This window comes from Pseudoalteromonas sp. GutCa3, from assembly GCF_002836155.1.
In the GTDB taxonomy this organism is placed as follows: domain Bacteria; phylum Pseudomonadota; class Gammaproteobacteria; order Enterobacterales; family Alteromonadaceae; genus Pseudoalteromonas; species Pseudoalteromonas arctica.
In genome coordinates this window covers 15,415-34,196 of sequence record NZ_PJBK01000067.1, presented here as the reverse complement: position 1 = coordinate 34,196, position 18,782 = coordinate 15,415, and the positions used below count along the sequence as shown (strand labels likewise).

At 39.3% G+C, this 18,782-nt stretch carries 13 protein-coding genes; all 13 read left to right on the top strand.

Annotated features, from left to right (window positions below; translation table 11 throughout):
• The first annotated feature begins 59 nt into the window (after window positions 1–59).
• The 13 genes from CXF64_RS10110 (at window position 60) to CXF64_RS10050 (ending at window position 18,691) form a co-directional block, all read left to right on the top strand.
• Window positions 60–953 carry a substrate-binding periplasmic protein gene (locus tag CXF64_RS10110; RefSeq protein ID WP_101216936.1) on the top strand — a complete coding sequence of 298 codons (894 nt, stop codon included), beginning with the start codon at window positions 60–62 and terminating at the stop codon, window positions 951–953.
• A gap of 85 nt (window positions 954–1,038) precedes the next feature.
• On the top strand, window positions 1,039–2,295 hold the full coding sequence (locus CXF64_RS10105) for a sugar MFS transporter (protein WP_007583255.1): 1,257 nt from the start codon (window positions 1,039–1,041) through the stop codon (window positions 2,293–2,295).
• 257 nt (window positions 2,296–2,552) lie between these two features.
• A complete protein-coding gene (locus tag CXF64_RS10100; protein ID WP_024591048.1) occupies window positions 2,553–4,442 on the top strand; it encodes a methyl-accepting chemotaxis protein in 1,890 nt (629 codons plus the stop codon).
• A 5-nt stretch (window positions 4,443–4,447) separates the two neighbouring features.
• Window positions 4,448–5,530 (top strand): GGDEF domain-containing protein, encoded by a 1,083-nt coding sequence (locus CXF64_RS10095; protein ID WP_101216935.1) that lies wholly within the window; start codon window positions 4,448–4,450, stop codon window positions 5,528–5,530.
• A 13-nt stretch (window positions 5,531–5,543) separates the two neighbouring features.
• Window positions 5,544–6,158 carry a DsbA family protein gene (locus tag CXF64_RS10090; RefSeq protein WP_101216934.1) on the top strand — a complete coding sequence of 205 codons (615 nt, stop codon included), beginning with the start codon at window positions 5,544–5,546 and terminating at the stop codon, window positions 6,156–6,158.
• Window positions 6,159–6,399: 241 nt separating this feature from the next.
• Entirely contained in the window at window positions 6,400–7,152 is a 753-nt protein-coding gene (locus CXF64_RS10085; protein ID WP_101216933.1) for a DUF3450 domain-containing protein, read from the top strand.
• 10 nt (window positions 7,153–7,162) lie between these two features.
• Complete coding sequence (locus CXF64_RS10080; protein ID WP_101216932.1) at window positions 7,163–8,542, top strand: MotA/TolQ/ExbB proton channel family protein; 1,380 nt, start codon at window positions 7,163–7,165, stop codon at window positions 8,540–8,542.
• A gap of 3 nt (window positions 8,543–8,545) precedes the next feature.
• The gene (locus tag CXF64_RS10075) at window positions 8,546–9,073 is read left to right on the top strand and encodes a MotA/TolQ/ExbB proton channel family protein (protein WP_024591043.1); all 528 of its coding nucleotides are present in this window, start codon (window positions 8,546–8,548) and stop codon (window positions 9,071–9,073) included.
• A 54-nt stretch (window positions 9,074–9,127) separates the two neighbouring features.
• Window positions 9,128–9,538, top strand: a complete 411-nt coding sequence (locus CXF64_RS10070; protein WP_024591042.1) for an ExbD/TolR family protein — start codon at window positions 9,128–9,130, stop codon at window positions 9,536–9,538.
• Between the two features lie 9 nt (window positions 9,539–9,547).
• Window positions 9,548–10,153: an energy transducer TonB gene (locus tag CXF64_RS10065; RefSeq protein WP_101216931.1), complete on the top strand. Its 606-nt coding sequence runs from the start codon at window positions 9,548–9,550 to the stop codon at window positions 10,151–10,153.
• 69 nt (window positions 10,154–10,222) lie between these two features.
• The gene (locus tag CXF64_RS10060) at window positions 10,223–11,551 is read left to right on the top strand and encodes a tetratricopeptide repeat protein (RefSeq protein ID WP_101217057.1); all 1,329 of its coding nucleotides are present in this window, start codon (window positions 10,223–10,225) and stop codon (window positions 11,549–11,551) included.
• A gap of 284 nt (window positions 11,552–11,835) precedes the next feature.
• Entirely contained in the window at window positions 11,836–15,924 is a 4,089-nt protein-coding gene (locus CXF64_RS10055; protein WP_101216930.1) for a hypothetical protein, read from the top strand.
• Between the two features lie 64 nt (window positions 15,925–15,988).
• A complete protein-coding gene (locus CXF64_RS10050; RefSeq protein WP_101163505.1) occupies window positions 15,989–18,691 on the top strand; it encodes a TonB-dependent receptor domain-containing protein in 2,703 nt (900 codons plus the stop codon).
• The last annotated feature ends 91 nt before the right edge of the window (window positions 18,692–18,782 follow it).

Sequence of the window (18,782 nt, the reverse complement as noted above, 5' to 3'; positions counted from 1 at the left end):
GCAAAAATGTTAGTTTTGACTAAACTTAAAAACATTATAAATCATAAATAGATACTAAAATGCGCTGGTTTTATTTTATATTATTACTGACAAGTAGTAATTGTTTTGCTGAAACATCAGTTGAGTATTATCAAAATGGTACTCAACATGTTTTAACTGGACATTACCACAAATCAGGAGTGCTCTATGAAGCGAAAAACCCCAAACAAACACTCCATTTAGCCACACTCGATTGGCCTCCTTATATTGGTAATAATTTATGTAATAAAGGCTGGGTTTATCAATTTTCAATTGCTCTATTAAATAGTAAGGGCTACAGCGTATATATTGAATTTTTGCCTTGGGCAAGAGCTGTACGAAATGTAGAACTAGGCAAAGCTGATATATTAATGCCTGAATATTTTATAGAAGATACAGCCCCCTCCGATTATGTTAATGGTAAAACACGTCGAGAATTACTCGGTTTATCTAATTCGTTTAAAGGTGGAGAAATTGCATTTTTAAAAAGGAAAGGCGATACAGACCGTTTCACTGGAAACTTAAAATCGCTTAAAGGGCAAAAAATTGGCGTTGTTCGTGGGTATCAAAATACGCCTGAGTTTGATGCCATGATGGACAATGGCGAGTTTGAAGTTATCACCTCTGTTGATGATTTACAGCTTGTTCAACTTCTGGTTACTAAACGTGTTGATTTGATTATAGGCGATCCTCAAGTTCTTAAATTCTCTGTAACGTACTCTTCTTTAACTAAACCTGAAAAACAATCTTTGCTTTCTTCTATTGAGCAAGAAAGCATTCCTCTGCAATACAACCCTTTATATTTTGCTATTAGTAAGCTTACACCTAAATGGCTTTTAGTCTTAGAGGACATAAATGAAGGGCTTTATCAGTTTCATAATAGTGGCGAGATAGACCGTATTATCAATACGACAAATACTCAATGCAAGCCATAAAATTGGAACGTTCCTTTGTTGCGCTGACTAATTTATATATAAACATGTAGAATCGTTTTCAACTTGTTAATGGAGTGAAAACGACGTGAGTGAAATAAATACAAATCAATCATTCGCGGTCAACGAACAGCCAAATAAAAATTATCTGTTTCCACTGACTGCAATGACGACCCTATTTTTTTTATGGGGTTTTATTACTGTTTTAAACGATGTACTAATACCACGATTAAAAGGCGTATTTGATTTAAGCTTTTTTGAAGCGATGCTAGTACAGTTTTGCTTTTTTGGTGCTTATTTTATTGTTTCTATCCCTGCGGGGATTTTAGTTAAGCAGTTTGGTTACAAAAAAGGGATTTTAACTGGTTTAATTGTGGCTTCAATTGGGTGCATGTTGTTTTATCCTGCTGTTGTAGTACATGAATATTGGCTATTTTTGAGCGCCTTATTTGTACTTGCCGCTGGTGTAACGGTGCTTCAGGTTTCTGCCAATCCTTATGTTGCTGCTCTTGGGAGCGAAAAAACAGCTTCTTCTCGTTTAAATTTGGCACAAGCACTTAATGCGCTTGGTACTACCGTTGGGCCTTATGTAGGTGGTTTATTATTTTTTGGTACAGCAGGTAGTCTAGCTGCTTCTGCAGCAACTGCTGAGTCTGTAAAAGTGCCTTATTTAATGCTTGCTGGTGCCTTATTACTTATCGCTATTATATTTGCCTTTATAAAGCTTCCAGAAATTGAAGCCCATAAAGAGGAAAATAATGCTGCAGTAGAATCTCGTTCATTAACTCAAGCACCGCACTTAACTATGGGTGTACTTGCTATATTTTGTTATGTAGGTGGGGAGGTTGCCATTGGCAGCTTTTTAGTTAACTACTTTGGTGAGGCGCACATAGCAGGACTTGAAGAGCATACTGCGGCTGCACTTATTAGTTATTACTGGGGCGGGGCAATGGTAGGGCGTTTTATTGGCTCTGTATTATTACAAAAAATAGCGCCTTCTAAGGCGATCGCATTTAATGCATTTAGTATTATTGCGCTATTGCTGATCACCATTTTTACTCAAGGTGACGTCGCTTTATATTCAGTATTGGCAATTGGTTTATTTAACTCAATTATGTTCCCGACTATATTTTCAGTTGCAATCGAGCGACTAGGATCATTGACCAGTAAGGGTTCTGGTTGGTTGTGCTTAGCTATTGTAGGTGGTGCACTTGTACCATTACTGCAAGGGTTTATAGCTGACACAGTAAATATACAGCAAAGCTTTTTTGTTCCAATGCTATGTTATGTATTTATTGCATGGTACGGATTAAATGTTGTTCGCTTAGCAAATAAGTGGAAATAACAGACTATACAAGAGTGACTGAATACGTATTCAGTCACTTATAAAGCTACATTTAATAGGAACGTTCCATAAGCAATTAATACGAGTCACAATTTATTTCAATATTAGTCAGTTACCCCCTACAGCCTTTTGTTTTTTAATCCTTTATCCTTATTTTTATCTAATAACCTAGTCGCAAGCCTTATTTATTAGGACATTTAGCTAAATTTTTGCTAAAACTGTATGGATAATAAAGATAAATAATAAAAAGGATGTATATGCTTAACTCGTTGAAATTTACTTCCAAAGTGACTATTGCAGCCTCTTTAATTTTGGTTTTGGTGCTAGGGTTATTTACTTTTAATAACTACATTGCGATGCGCAAGCAAACAGAGCAGCAGTTAAGCCTGGTATTACAACAAAATTCCGAATCTGTTTCACAAAATATAGCGAGTTGGTTAAATGCAAAGTTGGCGATTGTTATATCAATTGCTAAAACCCATAAAGCTAATGATTCTAAAGCACTCACCCTTTCACAATTAAATACTGCAGAGCTTGCCGGAAGCTTTAAAAATACGTATATCGGTAAATCCAGCGGCACGTTTATATTAAACGATCAATCAGTCGTTTTACCTGCTGATTTTGATGCGACCTCTCGCCCTTGGTACAAATTAGTCGAAAACAAATCAAATACCGCATTTACAACTCCCTATATTGATGTAACAACTAACGAGCTTACAATTTCAGCGGTAGTACCCATGCTACAAAATGGCCAGTTTAGCGGCGTTGCAGGTGCCGATATTGATATGCAAACCGTGACTAAAATTATTAACGATATTGATTTTTTAGGTCTCGGTTATGGTTTTTTACTCGATAACAAAGGTCAAGTGTTAAGCCATCCTAATGCTAAGTTAAACTTAAAAAATACATCAGACATTTTTGGTACTAATACGCCCTTGCAAAGTGAGTTTACCCAATACGAGATAAACGGAGAGTCTAAGCTTATCTCGTTTACAAAAATCAGTGGTATTGAAAACGTAGATTGGTACCTAGGTGTTGTCATAGATAAAGATAAAGCGTATGTCAGCGTTTCTAACTTTGGCCAAACTGCGGCTGTTTTTATGGTGATAGGGATCATTACTATCATTATTATGATGCAGCTTTTATTACGCTATTTAATGCAGCCTATGAACCGTTTAAACGATGCCATTAAAGATATAGCACAAGGCGAAGGCGATTTAACAAGGCGCTTAACCGTTGAAAATGATGATGAGTTTGGCGACTTAAGCCATTCGTTTAATATTTTCATCGAAAAAATTCAGCATTCAATAGAGCAAGTAAAAGAGTCAACAGAGCAATTAGATACAGCTATTGAGAGCTTGGTATCACAAACACATTCATCGCTGTCTATGTATGATGATCAAAGTAAACGAACCGATAGTGTTGCAGCGGCTATTAACCAGTTTTCAGCTACATCAATGGATATTTCAAATAATGCAGAGAGTGCATCGCAGCTTGCTAAAAATGCAGATGAGCACTCAACACAAAACCAAGAAGCGTTAAGTCACAGTGTTACAACCATCCACCAGCTTTCAGCTAATATGGAGAAAGCTCAGCAAACTATAAACAGTTTAAATACGCACACAGCCAGTATTGGGCAAGTGCTTGAAGTTATTAAAGGTGTAAGCGAGCAAACTAATCTATTGGCACTAAATGCAGCAATAGAAGCCGCTAGAGCAGGAGAGGCAGGACGCGGTTTTGCCGTTGTAGCAGATGAAGTACGCCAATTAGCACACCGCACTCAACAATCAACGCAAGAAATTGAAGACACGGTGAGCCAGTTACAAAAAGGCTCAAACCTTGCTGTAGAGCTTATGAAAACAAGCCTTCAAGACAGTGAAAAAAGCGTACAACAAGCAGATGCCGTCGGCAATTTAATGAGCCATGTTATACAAGCTATTAAGCAAATTAACGATGCAAATCATTCTGTAGCCAGTGCAACCGATGAGCAAAACCAAGTTGTTAAGTTATTAGATACTGATATTCAAACAATTAGTGCGCTTTCTATACAAGGCAAGGCTAACTTAAATGACACGCTTAACGAATGTACCAAACTAAAACAGCAGTTTAGTGCCTTAGAAAATATGGTTCAAAAGTTTAAAGTATAAAATTAATGACTAAAAAAAATGTGAATAAACCAAATTGGCTCAGTCTAATAAATATCGACAGTGTTTATAGCTCAGACATGCAACGCAAAGCGTTTTCTTTATTTACCATGATTGGGATATCAATTGTGGTGATCGCAGTATTAGTGTTTTTGAATTATAAGGTTTACTCACCGATACTCACTGCTTCATTAATTATCGTTAACATTACAAATATAAGCTGTTCTATCTACTTTATAAAAACGGGTAATCTTCAAGTAGTGGCATTAATAAGTATGAGCATTGTGTGCATGATGTTTGTTGCACTTGTTTATACCGGTGGTAAAGATAACACCGCGCTATATTGGCTTATGTTTTATCCTGTAGTGACGTTTGCATCTTTAGGGGTCAGATTGGGTGCTTGGTTAGGTTTTACTTTACTGTTTTCTTGTATTGTTATTTTATACGGCCCTGACTTGGGTCAAGTTAGCTATGGCAATGTAGAAAAAACACGGTTTATAGCGTCCTTTTCTATGGTGTTTTTATTCTCATTTATTGGTGAGTATTTTAGGCATAAAAGCCACATGGCTATTGCCGATATTACGCTAGAGCAAAAACAAGATGCTTATACCGACCCCCTTACTGGCATAGCAAACAGACGTTTTATTACCTCTCATTTTTTAAAGCTTGCCCAAACACGCCCAGAGCAGTACTTACCTTTTTCAATTTTGTTAATTGATTTAGATAACTTCAAATCTTTAAACGATACGCATGGTCACGATTTTGGTGATACGGTATTGATTGAATTTACTAAGCTCCTTGAATCACAGTTTTTGGCAACTGCGTTAAAGGCCCGTTATGGCGGTGAGGAGTTTGTTGTTATTTTACCGCAGGTTACTGTTACTACAGCCACTGTAATAGCAAACAAATTTCGAGAGGCTGTCGCAGGGCACGTTATATTTACTGATGACAAGCAGCGTATTTCAATCACCTGTAGTATTGGTATTTCCCAAGTAAATAAAGTAACTGATTATGATGATTCGTTAAAACAAGCTGATGAAGCTCTTTATAGTGCAAAGGCTGCTGGTCGTAATAGTGTCGTCTCGAACTAGTTGAAGGATTAATATGTCTCAAAGTAAATTAATATATGTTCATGACCCAATGTGTAGCTGGTGTTGGGGTTACTCACCAACCTGGCTTAAGCTAAAATCAGAGCTTGCTGGTAAAGTAGCAATTGAATATAAAGTAGGTGGATTAGCACCTGATAGCCAAGACCCAATGCCACAAAATATGAAAGAGATGCTTGAGGGTACTTGGCATAAAATTTCAGCGCAGTTAGGTACGAAATTTAATTATAACTTTTGGCGCGATTGCCAGCCAAGGCGTTCAACTTATCCCGCATGTAGAGCTGCACTTATAGCGCGCAAAGCAGATAAAGAAGCTCAAATGGTAGCTGCAATTCAAAATGCTTATTACCTAAATGCGCAAAACCCGTCAGATGAAAGTACATTAATTAGTTTGGCTGAAAAAATTGGCTTAGATAAAAATGAGTTTACCGCGCAGCTAACGTCAAGCGAGCTTAATGATGAATTTAAAGCTGAGTTATCCTTTGTTCGTACACTACCAATCCAAGGTTTTCCCTCACTAGTGCTTATTAAAGGTAATAAAGCATACCCAATTGAAATAAATTACACCGATTGGCATTATTCCCTTAATCAAATTAATTCAATTTTAAAATAACCCAGCCTGTTTATAGGGCATTTGGTTAACAAATGCTCTTATCATCTTAAAAACCTCCTCGTAAGTCTTAATTATTACCATTGTCATAAAAGCGACTTTTTTGCGCAACATCCTTGTCATGTTTCATCTATAAACTCCTGCTCATTGAAATTATTAAGTCATAAATTATTTATATAACAAAGTTTATGACCTAAAAAAACAAACTAGCAAATCCGCTAACTAACGAGTAAAGGTGTATGCGATGAAAGGCGTTAAACCATTAATCTTAGCTGGTATTGTGGCCGCAAGTGCAGCAGTACACGCAAACGATTTAGATAAGGTTATTGATAAAAGCAGTGAAATTAATAAATCAGCTGCGCAATCACAAATAAAAATAGACAAGATTGCAGATTCAATGCAAGGACGTTTACAGCAGTTTAAAACCCTCAATAAAGAAATTGACGGTTTAGCTGTTTACAACGCTCAGCTAACTAAACAGTTAAATAATCAAATAGAAGAGATGGAATCGTTAAACCTGTCAATGGATCAGGTTTCTATTATTGAACGTCAAATTACACCTTTAATGATGCGTATGATCACAGGCCTTGAGCAGTTTGTATCACTCGACGTGCCATTTCTACAAGATGAGCGTGCAAAACGTTTAGCCTCATTAAAAACCATGATGGATCGCGCTGATATCACCTCAAGCGAGAAATTTCGCCGTGTTTTGGAAGCTTATCAAGTGGAAGTTGATTACGGGCGTACCATTGAAGCATATACCGCTCTATTAGAAGTAAGTGGTAAAGAGCGAGAAGTAGACTTTTTACGCATTGGTCGTTTAGAGCTTATTTATTTAACGCGCGATGGCAAGCAAGCAGGTAGTTGGGATACAAACACAAAAACGTTTGTAGCGCTTCCTGACTCTACTATAAGCCAAATTAACAAAGGTCTTCGCATAGCGCGTAAGCAACTTGCCCCAGATATGTTAACTCTGCCAGTACACGCAGCAGAATAAGAGGTTAAAAATGAAATTGTTTACTCAAATGACAAAAAAGGCTCTTTTTGCTGCAAGCCTTACACTAAGCCTAGGTTTTACAGGTAATAGTATCGCGGCAGAGTCAATGAATCTTGACTCGTTACTTAAATCAATCGAAGACGGGAAATCGGTTCAAAGCGCACAAAACAAGCAACGAGAGCAAGAATTTACCTCGCGTCAAAACGAACAAGTGCAAATGCTAAAAGATACACAAGCAAAACGCAGTCAAATGCTTGGTGAATCAGAGCGATTAGAAACACAGTTTGAAGAAAACGAAATTAAGCTTGCTAATTTAACCGATACTTTATCAAAGCGTATGGGATCACTTAAAGAACTATATGGCGTTCTTCAGCAAGTTGCTGGTGATTCAAGCAATAAATTTGCAACATCGGTTGTATCGGCAGAAATTCCGGGGCGAAGTGCTTTTATGGACGATCTCGCTCAAAAAATGGGCTCAACATCAAAGCTTGCTTCAATCGACGATATTGAAAAAGTGTGGTACGAGCTGCAACGCGAAATGACCGAGCAAGGCAAAGTAAGTCGCTTTAATACTACGGTTATAGTCGAAGGTGGTAATAAAGCACAGCAAGAAGTTGTTCGCGTAGGTGCTTTTAACCTTATATCGGGCGGTAAATATTTAGAATACAACCCAGGTACGAATACACTAAGCGAACTAACTCGCCAACCAGTATCGCGCTACACATCAACAGCGGGCGATTTACAAGACGCTAAAACAGGTGTTGTGCAGTTTGCACTTGACCCAACAGGTGGTTCAATTTTAGGTTTACTCGTTCAAGCCCCAGATACTGCAGAGCAAGTACATCAAGGTGGCGCTGTTGGTTACGTAATCTTAGGTGTAGGTTTACTTGCATTATTAATTGCAATTGAGCGTTTTGTATCGCTATTACTTGTTGGTGGGAAAATTCGCCGCCAGCTAAAAGACAGCGTAGCGAGAGATGACAATCCACTAGGTCGTGTTATGAAAGTTAAAGATGACTACCCAAATGTTGCCTACGACACGTTAGAGCTTAAATTAAGCGAAGCTATTTTACGCGAAATGCCAAAAATAACGCGTAACTTAACACTTATCAAAATTATATCGGTAGTTGCACCGCTATTAGGTTTACTTGGTACGGTAACCGGTATGATCAATACCTTCCAAGCAATTACACTATTTGGTACTGGCGACCCTAAACTAATGGCTGGTGGTATTTCTCAAGCACTAGTAACAACCGTATTAGGCTTAGTTGTTGCAATACCAACCGTATTTATTTACACGCTACTTAATACTCGCTCAAAAGGTTTACTGCTTATATTACAAGAGCAAAGCGCCGGTATTATTGCAGAGCGAAGTGAGAAAGGAGAATAAGCCATGGTGCTATTGATTGACTCAATCAATGCTATCCGTGATTTTCTCGACACTGGTGGCCAAGTTCTCTTGGTCATCGGGGTGTTAATCTTCGCGATGTGGTTATTGATACTCGAGCGATTTATTTATTTTTTTAATGGTTTTCGTGGTTATAAAAAAGACGCTAAAAGCACATGGAGTTCTCGCTGTGAGCGTAACAGCTGGAATGCAGAGCAAATTCGCCAAGCGATGATCTCGCGTGCAAGTATGCGCCTAAATACTAATTTACCGCTTATTAACGTAATGGTTGCGTTATGTCCGTTACTTGGCTTATTGGGCACAGTAACAGGGATGATTGAAGTATTTGATGTTATGGCAATTACAGGCACAGGCAGTGCGCGCTCAATGGCATCGGGTGTATCTAAAGCAACTATTCCAACAATGGCGGGTATGGTAGGTGCGTTATCGGGTGTATTTGCCTCAACGTATTTACAACGCAAAGCCAAGCGAGAAGTAGAGCTACTACAAGACAGCATGGTTTTAGACCATTAAGCAAAATTTTGATAAGCGGCCCATTTAAAGCCGTTCATCCTAGGAGAATAAAAAATGAGAGCCCCTTTAGGTAATTTAATGCAAGAAGACGAAGCTGAAGAAATAAACATGACACCTATGTTAGATGTTGTATTTATCATGCTTATTTTCTTTATTGTTACAGCGTCGTTTGTAAAAGAATCGGGTATTGACGTAAACCGCCCTGAAGCAGCAACTGCTGTTAAAAAAGAACGTGCAAACATTTTAGTGGCGATTTCTGACACGGGTGAAATTTGGATTAACAAACGTCAAATTGACATACGTGCAGTGCAAGCCAATATTGAGCGTTTAAAAGCAGAAAACCCGCAAGGTAGCGTTGTTATTCAAGCTGATAAAAAATCAACAACCGATACTTTAATAAAAGTAATGGATGCAGCACGCGCAGCAGGTGTGTTTGATGTGTCGATTGCGGCTCAAGAAGCATAAGGGCAGGCAATGCGTTATTTAGTAGCATTAGTTATAGCCGGTGTAGTGACCTTTATGTTGTTTTTAGGCATGCAGGCACTTATTACTGGTGGCGAAGGTGTAATGAGTGAACCCGCCAAGGGTAATGTACTTGATTTTGTCAGGCTTAAAAAAGAAGAAAGCGTGCAAAAAAAAGAACGTAAACCACAAAAGCCACCAACGCCTAAAGAGCCACCTCCGCCAATGGAATCGCCGCAAATGCAAAATAGCGACGCGACTGCGAACGCTAATAACTTCGACTTTGGCGCCAATGTGGATGCAGATGTAAATTTAGCCGGTGGTTTAGCACTTGAAACAAGTGATGGTGAGTATTTACCCATTGTTAAAGTGGCGCCTGTTTATCCTCGTCGCGCATTATCACGTGGCATTGAAGGCTACGTTATTGTTGAATTTACAGTAACTAAGCAAGGTACGGTGCGAGACCCACAAGTGGTTAAAGCAGAGCCTGAGTCTCTCTTTGATAGAGCGGCGATGGATGCAGCCCTTAAATTTAAATATAAACCGCGCGTAGTAAATGGTGAAGCCGTTGAAGTTGCGGGTGTTCAGAACAAAATATCTTTCCAAATTAGCGATTAATTTAGTAATTAACCACGAGTAAACGGACAGAAATGCGAGGCGATTATGAAACTATTTATTAAATCTGTTATGAAATTAAGCCCTACAGCTACATTTTTAAAATTAACACTATTTTGTACTGCTGCAATAAGTACAAGTATTGTTGTACCAAGTGCCCTAAGCCTAATGCCAGGGTTAAATGTAGCTACGGCATATGCTGAGCAAGAGCAAAAAACAAAACGTGTACCAGCGCTACGCGAAAAGGTCTACAGCCAACTCGCACGTGCACAAAAACTCGCTGATGATGGCGATGTTAAAGGTGGACTTGAAGCGCTTGATAGCATTAATGAGCGTTCATCGAGCATGAACTCGTACGAAATTGCGATGATGCATAATTTTTATGGGTTTATTTATTACAACGAAAACGATTTTCCAAAAGCGATAGCTTCGTTTGAAAAGGTCGTAGCAGAGGAGGCCATTCCTGAGTCACTTCGTTTAAGTACTACGTTTAGCTTGGCTCAACTGGCAATGGCTAATAGTGATTACAAAAAGGTAATTGCATTTTTAGATGACTGGGACACTATTAACACTAAGCCTAAAACAGAAGGCTATTACTTGTTAAGGGCTCAAACATACTATCAGTTAAAGGATTATAAAAAAGGGCTTGAGTATATATCTCAAGTTATTGCTTTAAGTGACAGCGAAGGTAAAGCCCCTAAAGAAAATTGGTTAGTGCTGCAGCGTGCAATGTATTACTCGCTTAATCAAACTGACAAAGTTGTTGAAGTACTTGAGCGTATGGTAAAGATTTATAACAAACCTGAGTTCTGGGTACAGTTATCGGGTATGTATGGCGAAACTGGGCAAGAAAAAAAGCAGCTAGCCATTATTGAAGCAGCTTACCAGCAAGGTTTTTTAACGTCTAAATCTGATCTACGCCAATTAGCGCAAGTGTATTTATATAACGGCTTAGCATTTAAAGCCGCAGACGTTATGAGTGATGCGATTGAAAAAGGGATTGCAGAGCAAAACGCTAAAAACTATGCCTTTGTAGCTGAGGCGATGATCCAAGCAAAAGAAGACGAAAAATCAATAAAATACTTTGTAAAAGCAGCCGATTTATCACCCAGTGGTAAGTATGATCAACGCTTAGCTGAAGTGTATGTTAATACTGAGCAATACGAGGAAGCGGCCGACGCAGCGCGTAAAGCACTTAATAAAGGTTCACTTGATTTTGAATCAAATGCATTTGTAGCCTTGGGTATGGCTCAGTACAACTTACAAAATTTTGATGCCTCAATTTTAGCATTTGAACAAGCCGAAAAACATAAAAAATCACAGCGTTTAGCGCAGCAATGGATTAAATATGTAAAGCGCGAGAAAGTGCATGCAGAAACATTAAGAACGGCACTGCTTTAAGCTTTAGTAATAACTTTTAAATATAATTTCATAATCGCAAATCCAAACCACACTATTTTTAGTGTGGTTTTTTTATGTTTTTAATAAATTAACTACTTGAATTTTATGTAAATAACTTTGTCATCTTATGTTTATTAAAGTGTAACTGTAATGTCATATAGCTACCGTAAGGTAGGCGCTGCTGATAACTCAAGTGACCTTAAAGCATTACTTAATGTTTTAAGGTGACTTGAGTTTATTTAAAGCACTTAACAAAATAATTAAATACTTTAACGGAGTGAACAATGAAATTATCTGACTTATTTAAAGTTAGTTTGATTGCAACTGCAATATCATTAGCGGGTTGTGGTGGTGACTTAGTTGTATCTGAAGGCGACACAACAATAAATGAAGGCGATACAGTTACTAATGTTGTTGAAGGTGGCAGTGATACAGTAGATGAAACATCATCGCGTGATGATTCTCAAAATGGAACTACGGGTTTCCCTGCTGATATCGACAATGCACTTGTTCAAGGCTTAGCAACGGATGTCTCAAGTGAATTTCCAGCAATAACAGATAAACCAGTGTATCGCTTAAGTGCTGATACAACATTGATTGCTGATGTTTCATTAACTAATGATGCACATTGGATTGTGAGTGGTCGTACTGCTGTGGGTAATGACCGCGCAGATAGTACAACGCTTTATATTCAGCAAGGTACAACGATTATTGGTGAGTCAGGTGATGACTTTTTAGTTGTGCGTCGAGGTTCACAAATTGAATCAGTAGGCACTGCAAGCCAGCCAATTACGATGACATCAATTCAAGATGTTACGGGTAGCGAGACAGCAATTGGCCAATGGGGTGGTTTGGTATTACTTGGTAATGCACCTGCAAACTCATGTGGAGACCAACAAGGTGAAGCAACAGCAGACGAACTTGCTAACTGTGGTGTGTCAGCTGAAGGTGATGCAGGTCAGTTCGGTGGAAATATCAGTGATGATAATTCAGGTACTCTAAAATATGTACTTGTTAAGCAAGCAGGTAAAACGCTTGGTAATGGTGATGAGTTAAATGGTATTACATTTGCCGGTGTTGGCTCTGCAACTACGGTTGATTATATCCAGGTTCATGAAAACCTTGATGACGGTATCGAGTTTTTTGGTGGTACGGTTAATGTAAGTAATGTAGTGCTGACTAACATTGGTGATGATTCACTTGATTGGTCTTTTGGTTGGACGGGTTCGGCTACTAATGTTTACATTCAACAAGCCGCTAACGTAGGCGATAACGCTATTGAAGCTGATAACTCTGAGTTTGATTCAAGCGCCACGCCATTAACACTGCCTACTATATCTAACGTAACAATCGTCGGTGCAGAAGGTAATAATGGTATTCGTCTACGCGCTGGTACTGCGGGCGCTCTTAAAAATGTATTTGTAACAGGTCCTGCTACTTACGAAAACTGTTTACGTGTAGGGTCTGATTCAGTTCCTCGCGCTGAAGATGGCACACTAACGATTGTAAACTCTATTGTGGCGTGTCAAACAACGGCAAATAATTTTGGTAGTGAAGTAATTAACGGTGGCGATGTACAATCTTGGTTTGAAGGACAAGATGGTAACCAAGTACTTACGCCTGCAGAGCTTATGCTTGCTGATGACGGTTACACGCCACTTGCTGGTTCACCGCTTATCGCAAATGGTCAAATTGGTGCTTTTGATGGATCAACTAACTGGATGGAAGGTTGGACTGTCGGTATTAATGGCGGCTTCCCTACTGATATTGATAACGCGCTTGCACAAGGCTTAGCATTAGATGTTTCTAGTGAATTTCCAGCAATTATAGATAAACCAGTATACCGTTTAACTGAAGATACAACGTTCACGGCAGATGTAACGCTTACTAACGATGCACATTGGATTTTAAATGGTCGTACTGCAGTTGGTAATGACCGTGCAGATGCAACTATATTATATGTTCAAGCGGGTACAACGCTAATTGGTGAAACAGGTGATGACTTTTTAGTTGTACGTCGTGGTTCACAAATTAATGCTAATGGTAATGCAACTGCGCCAATCACTATGACATCTATTCAAGATGTAACAGGCGCTGAAACAACGATTGGTCAATGGGGCGGCTTAGTATTATTAGGTAATGCACCCGCTAACTCGTGTGGCGATCAAATCGGTGAAACAACAGCTGAAGAATTAGCTAACTGTGGTGTATCAGCTGAAGGTGACGCTGGTCAATTTGGTGGTGATATTAGCGATGATAACTCAGGTGTTCTTCGTTATATTGTTGTTAAACATGCAGGTAAAACGCTGGGTAATGGCGATGAACTTAACGGTATCTCATTTGCAGGTGTTGGTTCACAAACGAAAGTTGAATACATTCAAATTCACCAAAACCTAGATGATGGTGTTGAGTTTTTTGGTGGCACAGTTAATGTTCGTAACATTGTACTAACTGATATTGGCGACGATGCATTCGATTGGTCATTTGGTTGGTCGGGTCGTGCACAAAATATCTATATTCAACAAAGTTCAGTTGAGGGTGATAACGCAATAGAAGCTGATAACTCAGAATTCGATTCAAATGCGACACCATTGACTAAACCACTAATTTCTAACGTAACAATTGTAGGTGCTGATGGTACTAACGGTGTTCGTTTACGTGCAGGTACAGCGGGCGTTCTACGAAATGTTGTTATAACGGGCCCTGAAGGTTACTCAAACTGTTTACGTGTAGGCTCAGACTCTGCTGCTAATGCAGAATCGGGTGAGTTGTCTATCGAAAACTCAGCCGTTGCATGTAATGAAGATAATAACTTTGGTTCACAAGCAATTGGTAGTGGCAATGTGCAGTCTTGGTTTGAAGGTCAAACGGGTAACTTAACGCTTACGGCTTCAGCACTTAATTTAGCGACAGACGGCTTTACACCAAAATCGGGTTCACCTTTATTAGGTGCTGGTGGAGATTCATCAGAGCTTGACTCGTTCTTTACCAAAACAAATTACATCGGCGCATTCGATGGTGATAATAATTGGATGGATGGTTGGACAGTTGCTATTACACCAAGCTTTCCTGACGATATTGCTAATGCATTAGCACAAGGACTTGCAACAGATGTTTCTGCTAGCTTCCCTACAATTACAGACAAACCTGTATATCAATTAACCTCTGATGTTGTATTTACATCTGATGTAACACTGACTAACGATGCGCATTGGATTTTAAAAGGACGTACAGCCGTTGGTAATGACCGCGCTGACAACACAACACTTTATGTTCAGTTTGGTACAACGTTAATTGGTGAGTCGGGTGATGACTTCTTAGTTGTTCGCCGTGGTTCTAAAATTGAAGCGGTAGGCAGTGTAAATCAACCAATTACTATGACGTCAATCCAGGATATGACGGGCGGCGAAACTACGATTGGTCAATGGGGCGGTTTAGTATTATTGGGTAATGCACCTGCTAACTCATGTGGCGACCAACAAGGTGAAGCAACCGCAGAAGAACTTGCCAGTTGCGGTGTGTCTGCTGAAGGTGACGCAGGCCAGTTCGGTGGTAATGACCCTGAAGATAATTCAGGTACGCTAAAATATGTTGCAGTTAAGCAAGCGGGTAAAACGCTGGGTAATGGCGATGAACTTAACGGTATTACACTTGCGGGTGTTGGTCGTCAGACTGAACTAGATTACATTCACGTTCATGAAAATCTAGACGATGGTGTTGAATTTTTTGGTGGTACTGCAAATATTAGTCACCTTGTTTTAACAAGCATAGGCGATGATTCACTTGATTGGTCATTCGGTTGGACGGGTAAAGCGCAATATGTACTGATTAAACAATCAGACTCTGAGGGCGACAATGCAATTGAAGCTGATAACTCTGAGTTTGATTCAAGTGCAACGCCGCTAACAATGCCAACTATCTCTAATGTAACAATTATTGGTAATGTGGGTGTAAATGGTATCCGCCTACGTGCAGGTACTGCGGGTATGCTTAAAAATGTAGTGGTTACAGGCGGGGCAGATTATTCAAATTGTTTACGAGTAGGCTCTGATTCAGCGCCGCGAGCAGAGGACGGTACATTAACTGTTACTCACTCAATCGTTGCGTGTGAAACCGCTAACAACTTTGGTACGCAAGCAATTGGTACAGGGAATGTTGAATCTTGGTTCTTAGGACAAACAGGCAATTCAGTTCAAGTAGCCGCTGACCTTGGGCTTGCAGATAATGGCTATATGCCAACTGCTGAGTCGTTATTACTTGGTAATGGCTTTGATTCATCAAGCTTAGATAGTTACTTTGATTCTGTAGATTATATTGGTGCGATGGATGCACAAACAGACTGGACAGCAGGTTGGGTAAAAGTAGGCCTTTAACCCACACCACATTATAGCCGAGCGAAAGCTCGGCTAATGTCTTGTTTTGTTTCGGAGTATAAAAATGAAATCTTTTAAACCCTCTACACTTGCTTTATCAAAATTAAACTACGCTGTAATGGCTGCGTTACTTGGTTTATCAGTAAATACAGCCACGGCTGCTGAGCAGCAAGTAGAAGAGCAAGAAATAGAAGAAGTTGTTGCTGTAGGGCAACGATTAAAGGGCAGTGCGGGTGCGGTACTGCAAGAACGTCAAAACCAAGCGTTTGTTGCTGATATTATGGGTGCAGATCAAATATCACGTACTGGTGATGGCGATGCCGCCTCTGCACTTCGTCGTGTTACTGGTTTAACGTTAGTCGATGGCAAATTTATTTATGTGCGTGGTTTAGGTGAACGCTATTCTAGTACTCAGCTAAATAGCATGTATGTACCAAGTCCTGATCCTACTCGCTCAGTGGTTCCTTTGGATTTATTTCCATCTGAAATTATTGAAAGCTTGAGTGTACAGAAGTCATTTTCACCGGATATGCCAGCGCATTTTGGTGGTGGTAATGTAAATATTCGCACTAAATCAATTCCTTCTGACTTTTTATTAAAAGTACAAGTGGGTACATCGTACAATACTTCTAATAGCGATACCGGTTACTTTTACAGTGGCGGTGATGATGACTGGATGGGTCGAGATGATGGTTCGCGAGCATTATCGGATGTGTTTACTACTGCGCTTACCAGTGATGCTGGTCTTGAGGGCAATATAAACACTACGTTAGCTGAGCGTAAAAACCTGATTCAATCGCTTGATTGGGATGTAGGTATTTCAGAAAAGGATGTTGACCCTGCTATGAACTTCTCTATTGCCTTAGGTGATAGATTTGAAAGTGAGGTCGGTACTTTTGGTGTGCTTGCAGCCGTATCTTACGATAACGAGTGGGAAGTAGTTCAAGAGCAAAGCGGCTCAAGCCTTGGTAGCTTAGGCTGTGAAGACAAATGTTTTGCCCAGTATTACGATGGTACATCGACTGAGCAAAATGTACGCTGGAGCGGCACATTAAATTTAGGATATGAGTTAAATTCAAACCATAAGTTTGAGCTTACTAATATTGCACTTCATGACATGAGTGACCGCGTACGTAACCGCGATTACTTTGATGCAAATGAAACCGAAGAAGGTGTCACCGAATTACGCCGAGTAGATATTACGTACGAAGAGCGCGAAATGTTTTCGACTCAGCTTAAGGGGACGCACAACTTTCCAGAGCTAAATAATTTATTTTTTGATTGGTATGGCGGTTTAAGTCGAGCAAACCGTAATGCACCAGGTGGTTTAGATGTTGTTTATCAGCAAAACTTAGTTGATGGCGTGCTTGAATCTGAACAATTACAAGATGTAGCTGCAACAAATATCACCCGTGAGTATCAAGTATTACACGACGATGTTGAAACATTTGGTTGGAATATGGGTATGCCTTTTTATGGTGACGGCTATGAGCTTGAGTTAAAAATAGGCGGCGATTTTTCAGAGAAAAAACGTGATGCAAGTAATGTGAAGTTTGGCATTACGCACCGTGGTATAAGCGATGAGTACTCGTTCGGTTCTAACGTAAGCGATATTTTTGCTGATGAAAACACGGCGAATGACGCTTTTTATGCAAGTGTAACTGGTTCAGGTATTTTTGATGACGGCACCACTGATGGTGATAAGTACAGTGCAGCGCATAAATTAGATGCTTATTATTTTATGGCCGATTACTTCTATCAAAACACTTGGCGTTTTACTGGTGGCGTTCGATGGGAAGATTTTTCGCAAGTCTCAGTCGGTTATGAAGCGCATACTAATTTCTTTGAAAATACACTACAAGAAATCCAAGATGTAGCTATTAATGAAGATAACTTTTTTCCTTCTTTAGCTGTTACGTACATCATGGATGAAGAAATGCAATTTCGCTTAAATTTAAGTGAAACAACCATTCGCCCTGACCTACGTGATGTAAGCTCTTCTTTCTTTGTTGACCCGTTAACTGAGTTTCTAGTGAGAGGGTCTCCTAGTTTACAAAGTTCTAATTTAAAAAATGTTGATTTTAGGTTTGAATGGTATATGCCATCAGGTAATAACCTTTCTGTTGCATTGTTTTATAAAGACATTGAAAACCCAATTGAAATGGTTGAGCTTGCGGGCGTAGGGGGAGCATCTCCACAGTTATTAACAGCTAATGCTCAGTCGGGTAAATTGTCGGGTATTGAAGTTGATTTTTTAACTGACTTTGGCTTTATAAATAAAGATTGGTCCTCAGCATTCTTGTCAGGCAACGTTACGCTATCTGACTCAAGTGTTAATTTGGGGATTAATGATTCAGACGGTGTTGACTCACTGTTTGAAACACAGCTTAAAGAAGCCCTTGAGGCCGATACGGTATCGAATATTGTAACTAACAATGAGCGTCGTTTAGTTGGTCATTCTGAGTGGGTTGCAAACTTACAAATGGGCTATGACTCGGATGATGGATTTCATTCTACTTCACTAATTTATAATGTGTTTGGTCCTCGTATAATTGTACCTGGTACACGTGGTAATGAAGATGCAGAAGAAAAGTCCTTTCACTCAGTGGATTTAGTTTATTCTTACTTCCCTAACTTTAACTCCAAAGTTAATTTTAAGGTTAAGAACATGCTTGGCCAAGAAAAAGAAATTGAACAAGAAGGTCTTACCCTTTGGGGACAAGACACCGGCACTGAGTTTAGTTTAAGTTATAGCTATGAGTTTTAAGCTTTATTTAAAATAAAACTCAAGGAATGAAATAATAACCTTCACTATCTATTAGCTCTGTATTTTGATACAGAGCTTTTTTGTGTTTATG

Excerpts from the sequence above, each read along its gene's own strand:
- CXF64_RS10110 (WP_101216936.1), top strand. The coding sequence starts at position 60 with ATGCGCTGGTTTTATTTTATATTATTACTGACAAGTAGTAATTGTTTT.
- CXF64_RS10100 (WP_024591048.1), top strand. The coding sequence starts at position 2,553 with ATGCTTAACTCGTTGAAATTTACTTCCAAAGTGACTATTGCAGCCTCT.
- CXF64_RS10095 (WP_101216935.1), top strand. The coding sequence starts at position 4,448 with ATGACTAAAAAAAATGTGAATAAACCAAATTGGCTCAGTCTAATAAAT.
- CXF64_RS10090 (WP_101216934.1), top strand. The coding sequence starts at position 5,544 with ATGTCTCAAAGTAAATTAATATATGTTCATGACCCAATGTGTAGCTGG.
- CXF64_RS10085 (WP_101216933.1), top strand. The coding sequence starts at position 6,400 with ATGAAAGGCGTTAAACCATTAATCTTAGCTGGTATTGTGGCCGCAAGT.
- CXF64_RS10080 (WP_101216932.1), top strand. The coding sequence starts at position 7,163 with ATGAAATTGTTTACTCAAATGACAAAAAAGGCTCTTTTTGCTGCAAGC.
- CXF64_RS10075 (WP_024591043.1), top strand. The coding sequence starts at position 8,546 with ATGGTGCTATTGATTGACTCAATCAATGCTATCCGTGATTTTCTCGAC.
- CXF64_RS10070 (WP_024591042.1), top strand. The coding sequence starts at position 9,128 with ATGAGAGCCCCTTTAGGTAATTTAATGCAAGAAGACGAAGCTGAAGAA.
- CXF64_RS10065 (WP_101216931.1), top strand. The coding sequence starts at position 9,548 with ATGCGTTATTTAGTAGCATTAGTTATAGCCGGTGTAGTGACCTTTATG.
- CXF64_RS10060 (WP_101217057.1), top strand. The coding sequence starts at position 10,223 with ATGAAATTAAGCCCTACAGCTACATTTTTAAAATTAACACTATTTTGT.
- CXF64_RS10055 (WP_101216930.1), top strand. The coding sequence starts at position 11,836 with ATGAAATTATCTGACTTATTTAAAGTTAGTTTGATTGCAACTGCAATA.
- CXF64_RS10050 (WP_101163505.1), top strand. The coding sequence starts at position 15,989 with ATGAAATCTTTTAAACCCTCTACACTTGCTTTATCAAAATTAAACTAC.